The following is a 14,414-nucleotide window of genomic DNA, read 5'->3' on the forward strand; positions in this document are numbered from 1 at the left end:
TTATAATGGAAGAACATACGCGTCAAAAAAGTTGGTTTAGCAGAAATTGGCCTTGGGTAGTGCCGTTAGGAGGTTGCCTTACTTTAATTATCATATTTTTTGTCTTCTTAGGATCGGTTATATTTGGTGTTTCTAAAGCCTTTACAAACTCCGCGCCGTATCAAGATGGACTCACTAAAGCACAACAAGATGAATATGTTGTCCAAATGTTAGGTGAGCCTATAGAAACCAATGGACTTATGAGCGGTAGCTTAAAATTTGAAAATGACGAGGGCTCTGTGGATATTTCTATCCCGATTAAAGGTCCTGATGGGGAAGCCAGAATATATATTGTAGGTACTAAACAAAATGACACCTGGACCTATTCTGAGCTTTATGTTATACTGAAAGAAAATAATGAAACTGTTGATTTATTATGGGGAGAAGGTCAAAACAAAAACTGAAACATTCCTTAAACAACCTCCAGTAATTCTATAATAGTATTATAAATTTTATCTAACTGATTTTTGGTAATAACATAAGGTGGTAGTATATAAATTGTTTTCCCTAATGGACGAAGACAAACTCCGTTTTGCATGAAGTGATCGAAGATTTCATATCTTTTCTTTCCATAACGATCCATTTCAATATCTAAATCTAAAGCATAAATTACTCCTTGCTGACGGGTGGTTTTTACTTTGGGATGATTTTTGATTTTAGTATCAAAATCCTGATGAGATTTAATAATCGTTTGAATATTTTTCTGTATTTCTTCTGAGCCTAGAAGTTCAATTCCGGCAATTGCCACAGAACAGGCTATCGGATTTGCAGAATAGGTGTGAGCGTGAAAAAAGGCTTTACCAACAGAATCATCCAGAAAAGCATCATAGATTTCTTGTGTACAGCTTGTTACGGCCATTGGTACAAAACCAGCTGTTAATGCTTTGGACATAGAGATAATATCCGGTTTAGTCACTACATATTCTGAAGCAAAGTTTGTTCCGGTCTTACCAAAACCCGTCATTACCTCATCGGCAATGGTAATGATGTTGTTAGCAGCACAAATCTGAAGGATTTCATTAAGAAATTCTGCTTCGAACATATGCATTGCATTAGCTCCCTGAACAAGTGGTTCGTAGATAAAAGCAGCTACATTGTATGAATTAATAATCTTCTGAAGCTGTTTCATAACCTCATCAAAATTATCCTTATTTGGTGTAGGGATTCTTTGTACATCAATAAAAAAATCTTCGAAAGGACCGTTATAAACTGATAACCCTGATGCAGACATGGCTCCAAAAGTATCTCCATGGAAACCATCATTAAAAGCAATAATCGTATTTCTTTTTTCGCCTTTATTAAAATGGTATTGCAATGCCATTTTAATTCCAACCTCATTTGCTGTAGAGCCATTATCAGAGAAGAATATTTTTTCTTGATTATCCGGTAATATTTTGATCAATTCTTCAGAAAGACGAATCGCTGGTTCATGCGTAAAACCAGCAAAAACAATCTGATCCAGCTTACGCATTTGCTCATTCACCTTTTCTATGATATATGGATTACAATGCCCGTACATTGCAGTGTACCAAGAAGCGATTCCGTCTATATATTCTTTTCCCTCATCATCGAATAATAAAGCTCCTTCTGCTTTTACAATTGGTAAAGAATCCGGATGAATTTTATGTTGTGTAAGTGGGTGCCAAATATGTTTTTTATCTCTTTCTTTTAGACTCATAATTCCTCTAATCTATCTCTGAACAATTCTGCATATTCTTTTACTACCATAGTATCGAAATAAGGTTCATTATCAATTCTACCAATTACTTTGGATCCTGTCATTTTTTTGATAATGCTTTCGGTAGTTGGATGCTCATCTCCACTAAAAATAATTACAGGATCAAAACCTTTCTCTTGTAACAACTTTACTGTCATCAATGTGTGATTAATACTTCCTAAATAATGTCTGGAAACTACAATCACTTTACAATCCGCGTCTATAAGTTCTAAAATAGTATCTTCCTCATTTAGAGGAACTAATAATCCACCTGCTCCTTCAACAACAATATCATTTTTAGTTTTTGGAATCTTAATCGTATCAATATCAATGGTGATTCCATCAATTTCTGCAGCCGCGTGAGGACTCATTGGTGTTTCTAGTGCATAACTGTTGGGATGAAATTTGGAATTAGTATTACTCACTAATTCCTTTACTTTATGCGTATCAGAATAAGATAAATCTCCAGCCTGAACGGGTTTAAAATAATCAGCTTGTAACGCCTCAACTACAATTGCCGAAGCTACTGTTTTACCTACATCCGTTCCGATTCCTGTGATAAATATTTTTTTCGAATTTGCCATAGCCCTATCAGAAATAATTGTGTCTCTCTTTAATTTTGAACAAAGGTAGCTAACAACTCCAAAACTTCTGCTATCTCTTCTTTTGTATTATACGAATGTAAACAGAAACGCAATCGTTCTTTACCCTCAGGAACTGTAGGCGAAAGAATGGGTTTTACATCAAAACCTTTCTCCTGTATTTGTAACGCAATTTTTTTTACCTTTTCATTTCTGGAAATAATACAGCAATGAATTGCAGAATCGCTCTGGATGAAGAGAGGTTTTAGGTGTGTACTAGCTATCTTCTGGTTAAAAAAACGAATATTCTTGTGAAGCTTTTCAATTTCTAAAGTTGTTTCTAGTTCTTTATACGCAACTTCTATAGTAGCCAAAGAATGTGGCGGTAATCCCGTAGTATAGATAAAGCTTCTGGCAAAATTAACCAGGTAACTTTTAAGTTGGTTAGATCCCAGAATTAAAGCTCCGTGACAACCTAATGCTTTTCCGAATGTGTGTATCCGTGCAAACACATCATCTTCTAATTCTAATTCCTGTATGAGACCTACACCTTGATTGCCAAAAACTCCTGTTGCGTGTGCTTCATCTACTATAAAATGATAGTTATTTTCTTTACATAATTTAGCGAAAGCTTTTAGATCAGGAATATCTCCATCCATAGAAAACACAGACTCGGTGACTATATACACTTCGATAAGCTCAGAGTGACTTTCATTGTCGGGCAGAGCTTGTAGAAGCCTTTTTTTTAAATCCTCTATGTCATTATGAGCAAACTTATATGACTTGGCTTTGCTTATTGTAATTCCATCTCGTATAGAAGCATGAATAAGCTCATCATAAAAGATAATATCTCCTCTTTGTGGTACTGATGAAAAAAAACCAACATTAGCATCGTATCCAGAATTAAATATCAATGCCGACTCTACGTTATGAAAATTTGCTAATATCTCTTCTGTATTAGAATATAACTCATGATTTCCCGAAAGTAAACGAGATCCGGTAGCACCGTTTTGGTACATTCCTTTTTCTTCTAATGTCTTATGCGCATTATCAAAAATTACCTTGGAACCAGAAAAACCTATATAATCATTTGTGGCAAAATCTATCAAATCATTTTGCTCCGGAAGTTTCCGTAATGCATTATTCTCTTTTCTATTCTCAAGTTTTTTTTGAAGTTTTTTTGGAAAACCATTCATACTGTAAAAATACAATAAAATGATACTATTATGATGCTCTTCTAAACAGTTATCACAGTTGTAAAACAACAAATTAATATCTTTTTTAAATAAAATATTATTGTTTTTCAATAATTTTTATATATTTGTTATCGTAAAACAATAATAATGATGAAAACAAAAGAAATATTAAGTGCCATGAAAATCCTATCCTGGATTATATTTATTGGTTTATGTATTAAGTTAGGAGTAATCCTTTTTTCAAGTATCATGAGTCTTTTTGTAAACAAAGAAGCTGCGGAAAATCTTTATCTGGGCTTAGACTTATCCAATCTCTATGATTTTTCTATAAACCATTACATTTCGATTTTATCATTACTAATTTCGATAACTGCTCTAAAAGCTTATCTATTTTATTTAGTCATTAAGATTTTTTCTAAAATTAACTTTGATAAGCCCTTTACGAAAGTTGTGACCCGCTTAATTTCTTCTATCAGTTACATCTCGCTGTGGACAGGTTTGTTGGCTTATTTTGCAAATGGTTATGGGAAATGGGTATTAAAAAAAGGAGCAGAATTTAGAATAGATTGGGGAAGTTCTGAATTCTTATTTATGGCCGGAATCGTGTTTGTCATAGCATTAATATTTAAAAGAGGAGTAGAAATTCAATCCGAAAACGAATTAACCGTATAATTATGAGACTAAAAATGTTTGGAAAAAAATCGTTGTCAACAGTACTATTTTACTGCACTAGACTTATAATCTTTGGATATGGATTCTTCTTATTATTTATAATCACATCTTTATTATTTAAAAATTTTAGTATTACGGATGGAAACAAATTTCAAATTACAATTCCCTTTACCTCTTCTGTTATAAAAGGTGAATATGATGTAACTACATTTATTGCAATTTTATGCTTCTTCATTTTTTATGCAGTTTTTTTCTTTCTTTTATCAATGATCTTCAAAACGTTTAGTGGTGAAAAACTTTTTACAGAAAAAGCAATTAAAAATTTAAAGTGGTTCACTATTCTGAATCTTATTTTGCCTGTTATTTATATTGTAGCCGGAATTTTAATTAAGAAAACAATTGCTCTCGATGATATTATTCCTGGATTATTGCACGTTGGACTTGGAATATTTGCAGCATTCATCGCTACCATATTTAAGATGGGATTTACTTTACAAGAAGAAAACGAATTAACTATATAACTATGCCGATAATTGTAAACCTTGATGTAATGCTAGCTAAACGGAAGATGAAAAGTAAAGATTTGGCCGAAAAAATTGGTATAACTACAGCAAACCTCTCTATCTTAAAATCAGGGAAGGCTAAAGCCATACGCTTTTCAACCTTGGATGCAATCTGTGTGGCATTAGAGTGCCAACCATCGGATATTTTAGAGTATCAACCTTAATTATTTTAAAACAATCCACGCAAAAATGAATCAAATGGTAACGCTCTAATTTAAAGTCATTTCGATACCTGGGATTTTATAGAATCCACTAAAATTTTAATCATAAATCTGTTGAGCCTACAAAAAGACTCGACCAGCAATTCTTTTGTCTAATTTTAAAAATTAAACCAATGAAAAATATAGTATACATTTTATTAGTAATCATACAAATATCCTGCTCACATAAGCCTTCTCCCATACAAGAAGCAATTGCTAACAGTGACATAGAATCCGTAAAAAATTTCTTGTCAGAAGGTAATGACATCAATGAAAATTACAATGGATATCCACTCTTAGCATATGCTATTAAAAAAAATGCACACAAAGAACTAATTGCCTATCTCATCGATAATGGTGCTGATGTCAATCAGTTTAATAAAGGCCGAAAATCTCCATTAATGTACGCTGCCAAGTATAGTAGAAATGATCTTATTCCATTCTTAGTTTCTAAAGGAGCTCAAGTAAACCTTCAAAATAAAGGTAAAGCTAACGCATTGATATACGCCATTAAATACGAAAACGCTATCGGACTAAAAATGCTAATTGAATTAGGAGGTGATATGAATCTAAAATTAGATGATGAACACACAATTCTTGATTTTGCTAAAGAACAAAATTCTAAAGAAATATTCGCTGCCTTAAACTTGGAATATAAAATAAAACTAGGCATCGACGGCCCTTATATATTTTACAAAAATGATAGTATCCAGAGTATTCGGGTAGAAGAAATTAATAATCAATTACAAATAAAGAAACTGGCACTAGTTGACAAAAAACAGCCAATTAAGATAACCGTTGATAATAATGAAAAAGAACAATTTGAGATTCAATTACAACAAAAATTAGAAATTCCTAAAACCAATTATGATGAACCTGAAAAACTAGTCGCCATATCGGATATCGAAGGGAATTTCTATGCCCTAAAAAAGTTTCTTATAGGTAGTAGGGTTATGAGTGTGGATTACAAATGGACTTTTGGCAAAGGACATCTGGTTTTGGTTGGAGATTTTTTTGATCGCGGAAATAATGTGACCCAATCCTTATGGTTATTATATGACTTAGAACGTCAGGCTAAAGAAAATGGAGGAATGGTTCATTTTATCATTGGAAACCATGAAACCATGAATTTACAAGGAGATAATCGTTATGTAAAGACTAAATATAAGGATCTGGCCCTATCACTTGATACAACCACCAAAATGTTATATGGAGACAATACCGAATTGGGACAATGGCTTCGTACAAAAAACTGCGTAGAAAAAATTGGAAATACAATTTATGTCCACGGAGGTCTAAGCAAACGTTTGGCAGATGAGAATTTCTCTCTTCAGGAAATGAATAATATTGGCCGTGCCTATTATGGAAAATCCAATGAAGATATTATCAAGAATAATCGTGCAAAAGGAGTATTTTCAAGTAACGCAGGACCCTTATGGTATAGAGGTTATTTTACAGAAAATTTACCTCAATCTGAACTTGATTTAATTACCTCGCATTATAATATTGATCACATTGTGGTAGGACATACTCCAGTTAAAAAAATAAAAACAATGTATCAGGATAAAGTCATTGCTATCGATCTTAAACATCCTACTTCACCCCAAAAAGGATTAGTTCATGGACTTTTAAAACAACAAAACGTATTCTATACTATTAATGAATCCGGTAAGACACAGAAGTTATAGGCACTAACCAAGATAGTATCACCTTCGATTTCTCAAAGTGAAAAGAAAGTTAGTATTAAATAGTGATATAAAAAGAAAACTGTAATTGTTACAGAAGATGATCTAGTTACAATTACAGTTTTTTTGTTCTATTCTTATTTGTTAAGCCATTTCTATATCTTTCTTTGATTTCCTATATAGGTATGAATTAAAAATGCTTCTTTTTGCAAATCTAAATTGCCTGTCAGAATTAATTAATTTCACATACACATTCTTGGGAACTCCGAAATATTCATATGTAGTACCATCTAAAAATGAAACCTCTAATAACAATCCTTTGTGTTGAAAATCTGCTATGCCTGATTCAGCTATAGTTCGATTGTATGCTTCTTGATTAGCTGCCTTTGTTTCTGGGGCTATACTTACCAAGAAATGATATCCATCTATGATTTTTCGACTTTTTTCTTCTGCCTCTTCACGCATCGAATCTCCATCCATAAATTTATCCGGATGCCATTCCTTTACTAAATTTCTATAGGTAGTTTTTAGTGTTTTAAGATCTATTTCTTTTTCAACAGAAAATAACTTCTTGTATTCATTAACACGCTTCATAAAACAGGGGTTTTCTAAATCAGGCGCGAAACTACGTGTTTTAATTTTAAAATAGCCGTTTTTCCCTATAAAGACCCTTATATTCTTATAAGTCTCAATGAGATATCTAAAAAAGGGGTTACCTCTTTTTCTTTTTAGGGGTTTCTACCTTAAGAGAGGTACTATTCGTTTTTTCTGTCAGATGGCTAGCTAATATTTTCTCAATCAATTCCTCTTTTGTCAGGTGATGAAAAACGGTTTTAATTTTTTCTTTAAACTCCGCTGACAGATCATGATTAGGTTTGGTTTTAAATATTTTTTTAGCCCATAAAAGTGTATTATTCTCTTCTATACTCTGAGCATCTGCTTTTTTAAACTCCTTAAAAGTAATTCCTAATTCTTTTGTAAACTCTTCTAAATCTACAATTTCTTCTTTTTGTAATACAGTTAAGGATAATCCTTTAGCTCCTGCTCTCGCTGTTCTCCCACTACGATGCACATACGTCTCATACACATCCGGCAGATGATAATTCACTACATATGATATCTCTTTTACATCAATTCCTCTGGCTGCTAAATCTGTAGCAACAAGAATGTTTATATGACCCTCTCTAAATTGACCCATTATTCTATCTCGTATGGGTTGTGACAAACTTCCATGAAGTGCCCCAGAAGAAAACTTATTAATTACCAGATTTTTTGCCAGTTTATTAACTGCTGCTTTTGTTTTACAAAAAATAATACCTCGTTCACCCTCTCTAGCACTAAGAAAATGCATTAGAACTTCTAATTTCTCTATTGGTTCTACCACTACATATTGGTGGTCAATCCCTTGATGCCCTATGGTTTCCATATCTGCACTTACCTGGATCACATGCTTAGACATATAATTCTGGATCAGCTGTTTTATGGTTCCTGGCATTGTTGCGGTGAACAAAATCGTTCTTCTTTTCTTTGGCAATACCGAAACGATTTCATCTAATCCTTCTTTTAGAGAATTAATCATTTCATCCGCCTCATCAAGAATCAGATAATCGGCACTTTTTATATCAATCTTATCTCGTTTTATTAAATCAATTAAACGTCCTGGAGTTGCAACCACAATATGAGTAGTATCCTTTAAACGTTCTATTTGTGGTTTAATAGGGATTCCTCCACATATCGAAGCTATAGATATAGTAGGTAAATACTTAGAAAAGGATACTAAGTTGTTATAAATCTGTTGTCCTAGTTCTCTAGTCGGAGCCAGTATCACCGCCTGGATTTTTGGGGTGTCCAAATCAATCAATTGTAGTATAGGCAAACCAAAAGCTGCGGTTTTTCCAGTTCCAGTCTTTGCTAATCCCACAAAATCATCTTTCTTTTGTAATAAAATAGGAATTGATTTTTCCTGAATATCTGTAGGAGCAGAAAAGTTCAAGTCTGCTAAACTCTTTTGCAAAGGAGCAGCAACTCCCAAATTAAGAAACTGATTTGACATAAAAATATTTTCGACAAAGATAGGTCTATAATCCTATTTCTATGTCTTCTTAAAAAATGATTAGAATCTTATCTTTATATTTAGAATTCTATCAATAAAAAAATGATTCTTAAACATCTAAAATATACAATTGCTACATCAGACAACGAGCTGGAACAAATCATTCAACTTCAACAAAAAAACCTAGCTGCATCAATTTCTCAAAGTGAAAAAGAAAAAGAAGGTTTTGTTACTGTAGAACATGATTTCGATATCCTAAAAAAGATGAATGACCAACAGCCACATGTAATTGCAAAGGATGGAGATCTTGTTGTTGGTTATACGCTTTGTATGACAGCAGATTTTGGGAATGATATTCCTGTGCTTAGACCTATGTTTACAAAAATAGAGCATTCATTGGATCAAACTAAAACGTATATCGTTATGGGTCAAGTATGCATCGATAAAGAATACCGTGGTCAAGGAATATTTAGAGGTTTATATCAAAAAATGAAGCTAGAATTACAGGAAAAATATGACCTTCTAATCACAGAAGTAGCTGCTAATAATTTGCGATCACTGAAAGCTCATAAAGCCATCGGTTTCAAAAATCTGCTTGTGTATAAAAGTGATGAAATTGACTGGCATCTTATCAGTTGGAACTGGGTATAATCTTTTCTGTTTCCAAAGGTTTTTCTTCTAAGTCATACCCTAGATTTTTTCCTTTATCCACCCTGGTAACACCACTTGCCATCCATTTTGGGACTGGTTTCCCTTGTAGATAATGATCAAAGAATTGCATCATTCTAATGGAAAGATCCTGTCTGTTTTTTTCTTTTCTTAAATTATGCGCTTCATCATTATATACTAAAAGCCAAGCTGGTTTCTGTAGCCTGCGCATACCCATAAACATTTCTATACCCTGATAGTAAGGAACTGCCCCATCTTTATCATTATGCATCATTAAGAGTGGTGTTTCTATTTTAGGAATTCCAAATAATGGGGAGTTTTCTATATATAGATCAAAACCTTCCCATAAATTCTTTCCTATTCTACTTTGGGTTCTCTCATATTGGAATGCACGACTCAATCCCGATTTCCAACGTATACCGCCATACGCCGATGTCATATTGCTTACGGGCGCTCCTGCCATCGCCGCCTTAAATTTATTGGTAACGGTTACCAAATAAGCTACTTGATAACCTCCCCAACTCTGACCTTGAATCCCCATATTTTCACTGTCCACATAACCCAATTTTTCTAAAGCCTCGACTCCAGAAACTACACAATTATAAGCACTAGGGCCAGGTTTACCATCCTCATAAACAATATCCGGTACAAACATGATATAACCATTGCTCACCAGGTAAGAAGGGTTCACAATAGATGCGCTAGGTCTTGGTGTATAGTAGTTGTTATAACTATCAGATCGTTTTTCATAGAAGTATGTAATCAAAGGGTATTTTTTTGATGGATCGAAATCTTCCGGCTTATAGATAATTCCCTCTAACTTTTTACCATCATAAGCTTTCCAACTAAAAAGTTCTGCTGTTCCCCATTTAAAATTCTTTTTTTGGGGATTTACATCTGTAATTTGTGTAAAATTTTCGAATCCACTAGAAGTGTAATGTAAATCCTGAAATGTATTGAAATTCTGTTTTCGAAACGTAAATACTTCTCCTTTTTTAGCCTTTTGATATCTGTTTAAATAAAACTCTGTTGGTTTTATTTTTTCTACTAACTTATTATCTCTTAATACGTATAAACCTGAAGCTTTAGTGGTCATATCAAAGCTTGTAATCAATAGTTCATCATTACTATAAGATGCATTATTTTGATTTTCTGAATCTAATCTTTGCGTTCTATATTCTATTTTATTTTTCCTACTATTAGCTGTAATGTTGATAGGTTTTGTTTCTCCTGACATAGAAATTTTCCAAACATCAAACTTATCATAAACCAAACCGTTACCATCCTTATCAAATCCTCCAAAACCATATGGATAAGGCAACATTGGATGATCATCATCTTCGTCATAAAAAACTACCTTAACTTTTTTAGTGAGATTTGTTTTTTTCAGCGTTGATAACTCTAATGAAAACCAATGCTTTTTAAATATATCATAATACAAAGCATACCTGCCATCAGGTGACAAATAAGGCTGTAAAGCTGTTTCAGTAAGTCCCAAACGTTTTTGACCAGTATACGTGTCTATTACATAAAAATCTTTGGTCCAAGGCATGACCCAAGAACGCTGACTATCATATGGCGTTCCTGTAGCTCCTAATATAAATCTTTGTTCTTTGTTCTTATCGAAAATAAGATCTTCAAATGTTTCATCCTGTATATGAACTACGGATTTTTTTTCTGTATTATAATAAGAAATAAATGCTCTGTTTTTTAATTCTTCAAACCTTGCATTTTGTTCAGGTTGTATCATTTTGTCTTTCCAATTCCAAACATCTACTTGTGGAACTTCATCCGCTAAAAGTGTAGTGTCTTTTTGATACTCAACTTTTGGCTTTGAATAAAAATATAGTCTATTACCACTTTCCGAAAAAAACGAGGCTTGACCATCACCTAACTCCCAGTTTTTCCTTAGATTTTTTCCTATGGTGTCTACTAAATTTGTTAGCTTTTGATCTTTATAATAAAATAACTGGTATCTTAATGAATCTAAGTCAGTAGAATCTTTTGCAGCAATATAGGAAAATTGTTTCCCTGTTCTATCCACTGATAATTTATCATAAATATAATTAGTAGTATCTATTACTATCTTAGATCTGGAAACGATGTCATATTCGAAGACTCCAAGGTCTTTTTCTTTCTTCTTTTGGTTTTTCTTTGTATAATAGAATCTGCTACCTTCTTCTGAAAGAACAAAGTCCTTAATTTGAAAAATAGTATCCTTTGCTTTAGTTTTTAGATTATATACTAATGCGTAGTTCTGCTTAAATGCCTTTCCTAGCTTGGTTTTAACAGTATCTTTTTCTTTGGTTTTTAAGGAATCTTCTTTCTTTTTTTCCGGTTTCTCATTTTTAAATTTTTCTATCACTAACCAACCATCAGATTCTTCAGGAATCTTATAGGAACTTGCCCTTACAATAGAATCATATATTTTATTGTTCTTTACATCATAGATAAACAGATCATCTTTTGATTGTTTTTCATTCTTTACTTTTTTCTTTTTCTCTTTTCGAATGGTCTCATATTTCGGTTTACGTTTGAAAATCACAAAATTTTCGTCTTGTGTGATTGAAGAATTATACCCGTTAAAAAAGGTGAATTTTTTGTTATTTTCTGTATTGTAAATTTCTATGTATCCATCTCCTCTTTTTGTACTGGTTTCGATAACAGAAACTATCAATTTTCCTGTGTTAGATACCTTGGTATCAGTTATACTTTTCCAGAGGTCATAATCCTTGTGAGTCAAAGGTCGTTTCTGAGCAAAAATCAATGTTGTAAAACTGAAAAAAAATAGAGTAAGTATGTTCCTAATCATCACGTTGAGCTATGTCTATACCGAAATGTATAAAACGTTTTATCTATAAATAATGGTTTAACATAATTTTATGTAAAAACGTAGTGTTTATCTAATTCTGATCTAATTAACCTTATAAAAAAGGAGTTAAACCCGTAGGAGTAACTCCTTTTCCTAATCTATAATATCAGCTAATTACTCAATTCAAAAACTCATTCTTTTAAGCAAAAAATCCCAAATTCCTTATGAGAATTTGGGATTTTATAATGGTAAAAGTAATTGAGTTAGTCTGCTAAAACGATTACTTTATTATCTTTCATTTCGATAGTTCCAGAGTTTATAGGAAGTAATGTCACCCCATCCTCTTTCGTGAATTTTTCAGCAACTTCTTCTTCTAAATTCATATCTCCGTACACCTTTACATTTCCTTTGGCAAGCAAAGAAACGACTGGTGCGTGATTATCTAACATCTGAAACTCTCCGTTTACACCTGGCACCGCAACCGAAGTTACTTCGCCACTGAATAATACTGCTTCCGGAGTTACTATTTCTAAATACATATTTTTATAAGTATTGAGTATCGAGTAGTTAGTATTTAGAGAATAATGAGAAACGAATTAATCTCACTACTCATTTCTAACTTCTCACTACTATTTATGCTTCAGCTAACATTTTCTCACCAGCTTCGATAGCTTCTTCGATCGTACCTTTAAGGTTAAACGCTGCTTCTGGTAAGTGATCTAACTCACCATCCATAATCATTGTAAATGCCTTAATTGTATCTTTAATATCTACTAAACATCCCGGGATACCTGTAAACTGCTCTGCTACGTGGAATGGCTGAGATAAGAAACGTTGTACACGACGTGCACGTCCTACCGCTAATTTATCTTCTTCAGATAATTCTTCCATACCGAGAATAGCAATAATATCTTGTAATTCTTTATAACGCTGTAAAAGCTCTTTTACTCTTTGTGCACAATTGTAGTGCTCATCTCCTAAAATATCAGCTGTAAGAATTCTTGAAGTAGAATCTAATGGGTCTACCGCTGGATAAATACCAAGCTCAGCAATCTTACGAGATAATACTGTTGTCGCATCTAAGTGAGCAAACGTTGTTGCCGGTGCTGGATCCGTTAAATCATCCGCAGGTACATAAACCGCCTGTACAGATGTAATAGATCCTTTCTTAGTAGAAGTAATACGTTCCTGCATCACACCCATCTCTGTTGCCAAAGTAGGCTGATATCCTACCGCTGATGGCATACGCCCTAGAAGTGCAGATACCTCAGAACCTGCTTGTGTAAAACGGAAGATATTATCTACGAAGAAAAGTACATCTTTTCCTTGTCCATCTCCAGCTCCATCACGGAAATATTCTGCAATCGTAAGACCAGATAAAGCAACACGAGCACGTGCTCCTGGTGGCTCATTCATCTGTCCAAATACGAAAGTTGCTTTAGACTCTTTCATTACTTCTTTATCAACCTTAGAAAGATCCCATCCTCCTTCTTCCATAGAATGCATAAAATCATCACCATATTTGATAATTCCTGACTCTAACATCTCACGAAGTAAATCATTTCCTTCACGAGTTCTTTCTCCTACTCCTGCGAATACAGAAAGACCACCGTGACCTTTTGCAATATTGTTAATCAATTCCTGGATCAATACTGTTTTACCTACTCCGGCACCACCGAATAAACCAATCTTACCTCCTTTTGCGTATGGCTCAATAAGGTCAATTACTTTGATCCCAGTAAATAAAACTTCTGTAGAAGTTGATAAATCCTCAAATTTAGGTGCTTGACGATGAATAGGAAGACCATTATCTCCTGATTTAGGAAGATCTCCAAGACCATCAATTGCGTCACCAATTACATTAAATAGACGTCCATATACGTCTCCACCGATTGGCATCTGAATCGCCGAACCAGTTGAAACAGCTTCCATTCCTCTGCTTAATCCATCACTGGAATCCATCGCGATAGTACGCACAGTATCTTCACCAATGTGAGATTGAATCTCTAACACCAACTTGGTACCGTCTGCTTTATTAATTTCTAACGAATCGTAAATTTTTGGTAATTCAGTACCGGCAGCGAATGCTACGTCTATAACCGGACCTACAATTTGTGATACTTTACCCGTAACTTGAGACATTATATAACTATTTAATGTTTAGTATTTAACTATTTAAAAGACCCTTTTTTCGGCTATACCGAATACGACCTTTTTTCAGGCTGCA

General features: G+C 33.5%; 14 protein-coding genes. 6 read left to right on the forward strand and 8 right to left on the reverse strand.

Annotated elements, in window-relative coordinates; translation table 11 throughout:
- Positions 1 to 5 precede the first annotated feature (5 nt).
- Positions 6 to 443 carry a cytochrome c oxidase assembly factor Coa1 family protein gene (locus ACFSR1_RS11550; protein WP_378292607.1) on the forward strand — a complete coding sequence of 146 codons (438 nt, stop codon included), beginning with the start codon at positions 6 to 8 and terminating at the stop codon, positions 441 to 443.
- Between the two features lie 8 nt (positions 444 to 451).
- Here the strand turns inward: ACFSR1_RS11550 and bioA are convergent, their stop codons facing one another.
- Genes bioA through ACFSR1_RS11565 form a run of 3 tightly spaced genes read right to left on the reverse strand, consistent with a single transcriptional unit; the run spans position 452 to position 3,533 of the window.
- Entirely contained in the window at positions 452 to 1,717 is a 1,266-nt protein-coding gene (gene bioA / locus ACFSR1_RS11555) for an adenosylmethionine--8-amino-7-oxononanoate transaminase (protein WP_378179509.1), read from the reverse strand.
- Complete coding sequence (bioD, locus tag ACFSR1_RS11560) at positions 1,714 to 2,340, reverse strand: dethiobiotin synthase (RefSeq protein ID WP_378179511.1); 627 nt, start codon at positions 2,338 to 2,340, stop codon at positions 1,714 to 1,716. Before bioD ends, bioA begins: the two co-directional genes overlap by 4 nt.
- A gap of 29 nt (positions 2,341 to 2,369) precedes the next feature.
- Positions 2,370 to 3,533 (reverse strand): aminotransferase class I/II-fold pyridoxal phosphate-dependent enzyme, encoded by a 1,164-nt coding sequence (locus tag ACFSR1_RS11565; protein WP_378184198.1) that lies wholly within the window; start codon positions 3,531 to 3,533, stop codon positions 2,370 to 2,372.
- A 147-nt stretch (positions 3,534 to 3,680) separates the two neighbouring features.
- Here ACFSR1_RS11565 and ACFSR1_RS11570 point away from each other — a divergent pair, with 147 nt between their 5' ends.
- From ACFSR1_RS11570 to ACFSR1_RS11585, 4 genes are all read left to right on the forward strand, one after another.
- Complete coding sequence (locus tag ACFSR1_RS11570) at positions 3,681 to 4,205, forward strand: DUF2975 domain-containing protein (RefSeq protein WP_378292608.1); 525 nt, start codon at positions 3,681 to 3,683, stop codon at positions 4,203 to 4,205.
- 2 nt (positions 4,206 to 4,207) lie between these two features.
- A complete protein-coding gene (locus tag ACFSR1_RS11575) occupies positions 4,208 to 4,726 on the forward strand; it encodes a DUF2975 domain-containing protein (RefSeq protein WP_378292610.1) in 519 nt (172 codons plus the stop codon).
- 2 nt (positions 4,727 to 4,728) lie between these two features.
- On the forward strand, positions 4,729 to 4,932 hold the full coding sequence (locus tag ACFSR1_RS11580; RefSeq protein ID WP_378292612.1) for a helix-turn-helix domain-containing protein: 204 nt from the start codon (positions 4,729 to 4,731) through the stop codon (positions 4,930 to 4,932).
- A gap of 170 nt (positions 4,933 to 5,102) precedes the next feature.
- Entirely contained in the window at positions 5,103 to 6,656 is a 1,554-nt protein-coding gene (locus ACFSR1_RS11585; protein ID WP_378292614.1) for an ankyrin repeat domain-containing protein, read from the forward strand.
- 141 nt (positions 6,657 to 6,797) lie between these two features.
- On the opposite strand, the gene ACFSR1_RS11590 is transcribed toward ACFSR1_RS11585, so the two are convergent.
- Together ACFSR1_RS11590 and ACFSR1_RS11595 are read right to left on the reverse strand one after the other, a co-directional pair.
- Positions 6,798 to 7,247, reverse strand: coding sequence for a KTSC domain-containing protein (locus tag ACFSR1_RS11590; protein WP_378292616.1), 450 nt, complete (start codon positions 7,245 to 7,247; stop codon positions 6,798 to 6,800).
- A gap of 118 nt (positions 7,248 to 7,365) precedes the next feature.
- A complete protein-coding gene (locus ACFSR1_RS11595) occupies positions 7,366 to 8,706 on the reverse strand; it encodes a DEAD/DEAH box helicase (RefSeq protein ID WP_378292618.1) in 1,341 nt (446 codons plus the stop codon).
- A gap of 102 nt (positions 8,707 to 8,808) precedes the next feature.
- On the opposite strand from ACFSR1_RS11595, the gene ACFSR1_RS11600 reads away from it, so the two are divergent.
- Positions 8,809 to 9,357, forward strand: coding sequence for a GNAT family N-acetyltransferase (locus ACFSR1_RS11600; RefSeq protein ID WP_378292620.1), 549 nt, complete (start codon positions 8,809 to 8,811; stop codon positions 9,355 to 9,357).
- Here the strand turns inward: ACFSR1_RS11600 and ACFSR1_RS11605 are convergent.
- The 3 genes from ACFSR1_RS11605 to atpD all read right to left on the reverse strand — a co-directional run bounded on the left by ACFSR1_RS11605 (position 9,338) and on the right by atpD (position 14,329).
- Positions 9,338 to 12,187 (reverse strand): alpha/beta hydrolase family protein, encoded by a 2,850-nt coding sequence (locus ACFSR1_RS11605; protein ID WP_378292622.1) that lies wholly within the window; start codon positions 12,185 to 12,187, stop codon positions 9,338 to 9,340. The genes ACFSR1_RS11600 and ACFSR1_RS11605 overlap by 20 nt on opposite strands.
- Before the next feature lie 263 nt (positions 12,188 to 12,450).
- Positions 12,451 to 12,726 (reverse strand): F0F1 ATP synthase subunit epsilon, encoded by a 276-nt coding sequence (locus tag ACFSR1_RS11610; protein WP_378292624.1) that lies wholly within the window; start codon positions 12,724 to 12,726, stop codon positions 12,451 to 12,453.
- A 94-nt stretch (positions 12,727 to 12,820) separates the two neighbouring features.
- Complete coding sequence (atpD, locus tag ACFSR1_RS11615) at positions 12,821 to 14,329, reverse strand: F0F1 ATP synthase subunit beta (protein ID WP_378292626.1); 1,509 nt, start codon at positions 14,327 to 14,329, stop codon at positions 12,821 to 12,823.
- Between the last annotated feature and the right edge of the window lie 85 nt (positions 14,330 to 14,414).

It is taken from the genome of Aquimarina rubra (genome assembly GCF_042684305.1).
Lineage (GTDB): Bacteria > Bacteroidota > Bacteroidia > Flavobacteriales > Flavobacteriaceae > Aquimarina > Aquimarina rubra.

What these genes read in the sequence shown, in the direction of transcription:
- ACFSR1_RS11605 (WP_378292622.1), bottom strand. Translation starts at nt 12,187, where the DNA reads ATGATTAGGAACATACTTACTCTATTTTTTTTCAGTTTTACAACATTG.
- ACFSR1_RS11610 (WP_378292624.1), bottom strand. Translation starts at nt 12,726, where the DNA reads ATGTATTTAGAAATAGTAACTCCGGAAGCAGTATTATTCAGTGGCGAA.
- ACFSR1_RS11590 (WP_378292616.1), bottom strand. Translation starts at nt 7,247, where the DNA reads ATGAAGCGTGTTAATGAATACAAGAAGTTATTTTCTGTTGAAAAAGAA.
- ACFSR1_RS11550 (WP_378292607.1), top strand. Translation starts at nt 6, where the DNA reads ATGGAAGAACATACGCGTCAAAAAAGTTGGTTTAGCAGAAATTGGCCT.
- ACFSR1_RS11585 (WP_378292614.1), top strand. Translation starts at nt 5,103, where the DNA reads ATGAAAAATATAGTATACATTTTATTAGTAATCATACAAATATCCTGC.
- ACFSR1_RS11600 (WP_378292620.1), top strand. Translation starts at nt 8,809, where the DNA reads ATGATTCTTAAACATCTAAAATATACAATTGCTACATCAGACAACGAG.
- ACFSR1_RS11595 (WP_378292618.1), bottom strand. Translation starts at nt 8,706, where the DNA reads ATGTCAAATCAGTTTCTTAATTTGGGAGTTGCTGCTCCTTTGCAAAAG.
- bioD (WP_378179511.1), bottom strand. Translation starts at nt 2,340, where the DNA reads ATGGCAAATTCGAAAAAAATATTTATCACAGGAATCGGAACGGATGTA.
- ACFSR1_RS11565 (WP_378184198.1), bottom strand. Translation starts at nt 3,533, where the DNA reads ATGAATGGTTTTCCAAAAAAACTTCAAAAAAAACTTGAGAATAGAAAA.
- ACFSR1_RS11575 (WP_378292610.1), top strand. Translation starts at nt 4,208, where the DNA reads ATGAGACTAAAAATGTTTGGAAAAAAATCGTTGTCAACAGTACTATTT.
- ACFSR1_RS11570 (WP_378292608.1), top strand. Translation starts at nt 3,681, where the DNA reads ATGATGAAAACAAAAGAAATATTAAGTGCCATGAAAATCCTATCCTGG.
- ACFSR1_RS11580 (WP_378292612.1), top strand. Translation starts at nt 4,729, where the DNA reads ATGCCGATAATTGTAAACCTTGATGTAATGCTAGCTAAACGGAAGATG.
- bioA (WP_378179509.1), bottom strand. Translation starts at nt 1,717, where the DNA reads ATGAGTCTAAAAGAAAGAGATAAAAAACATATTTGGCACCCACTTACA.
- atpD (WP_378292626.1), bottom strand. Translation starts at nt 14,329, where the DNA reads ATGTCTCAAGTTACGGGTAAAGTATCACAAATTGTAGGTCCGGTTATA.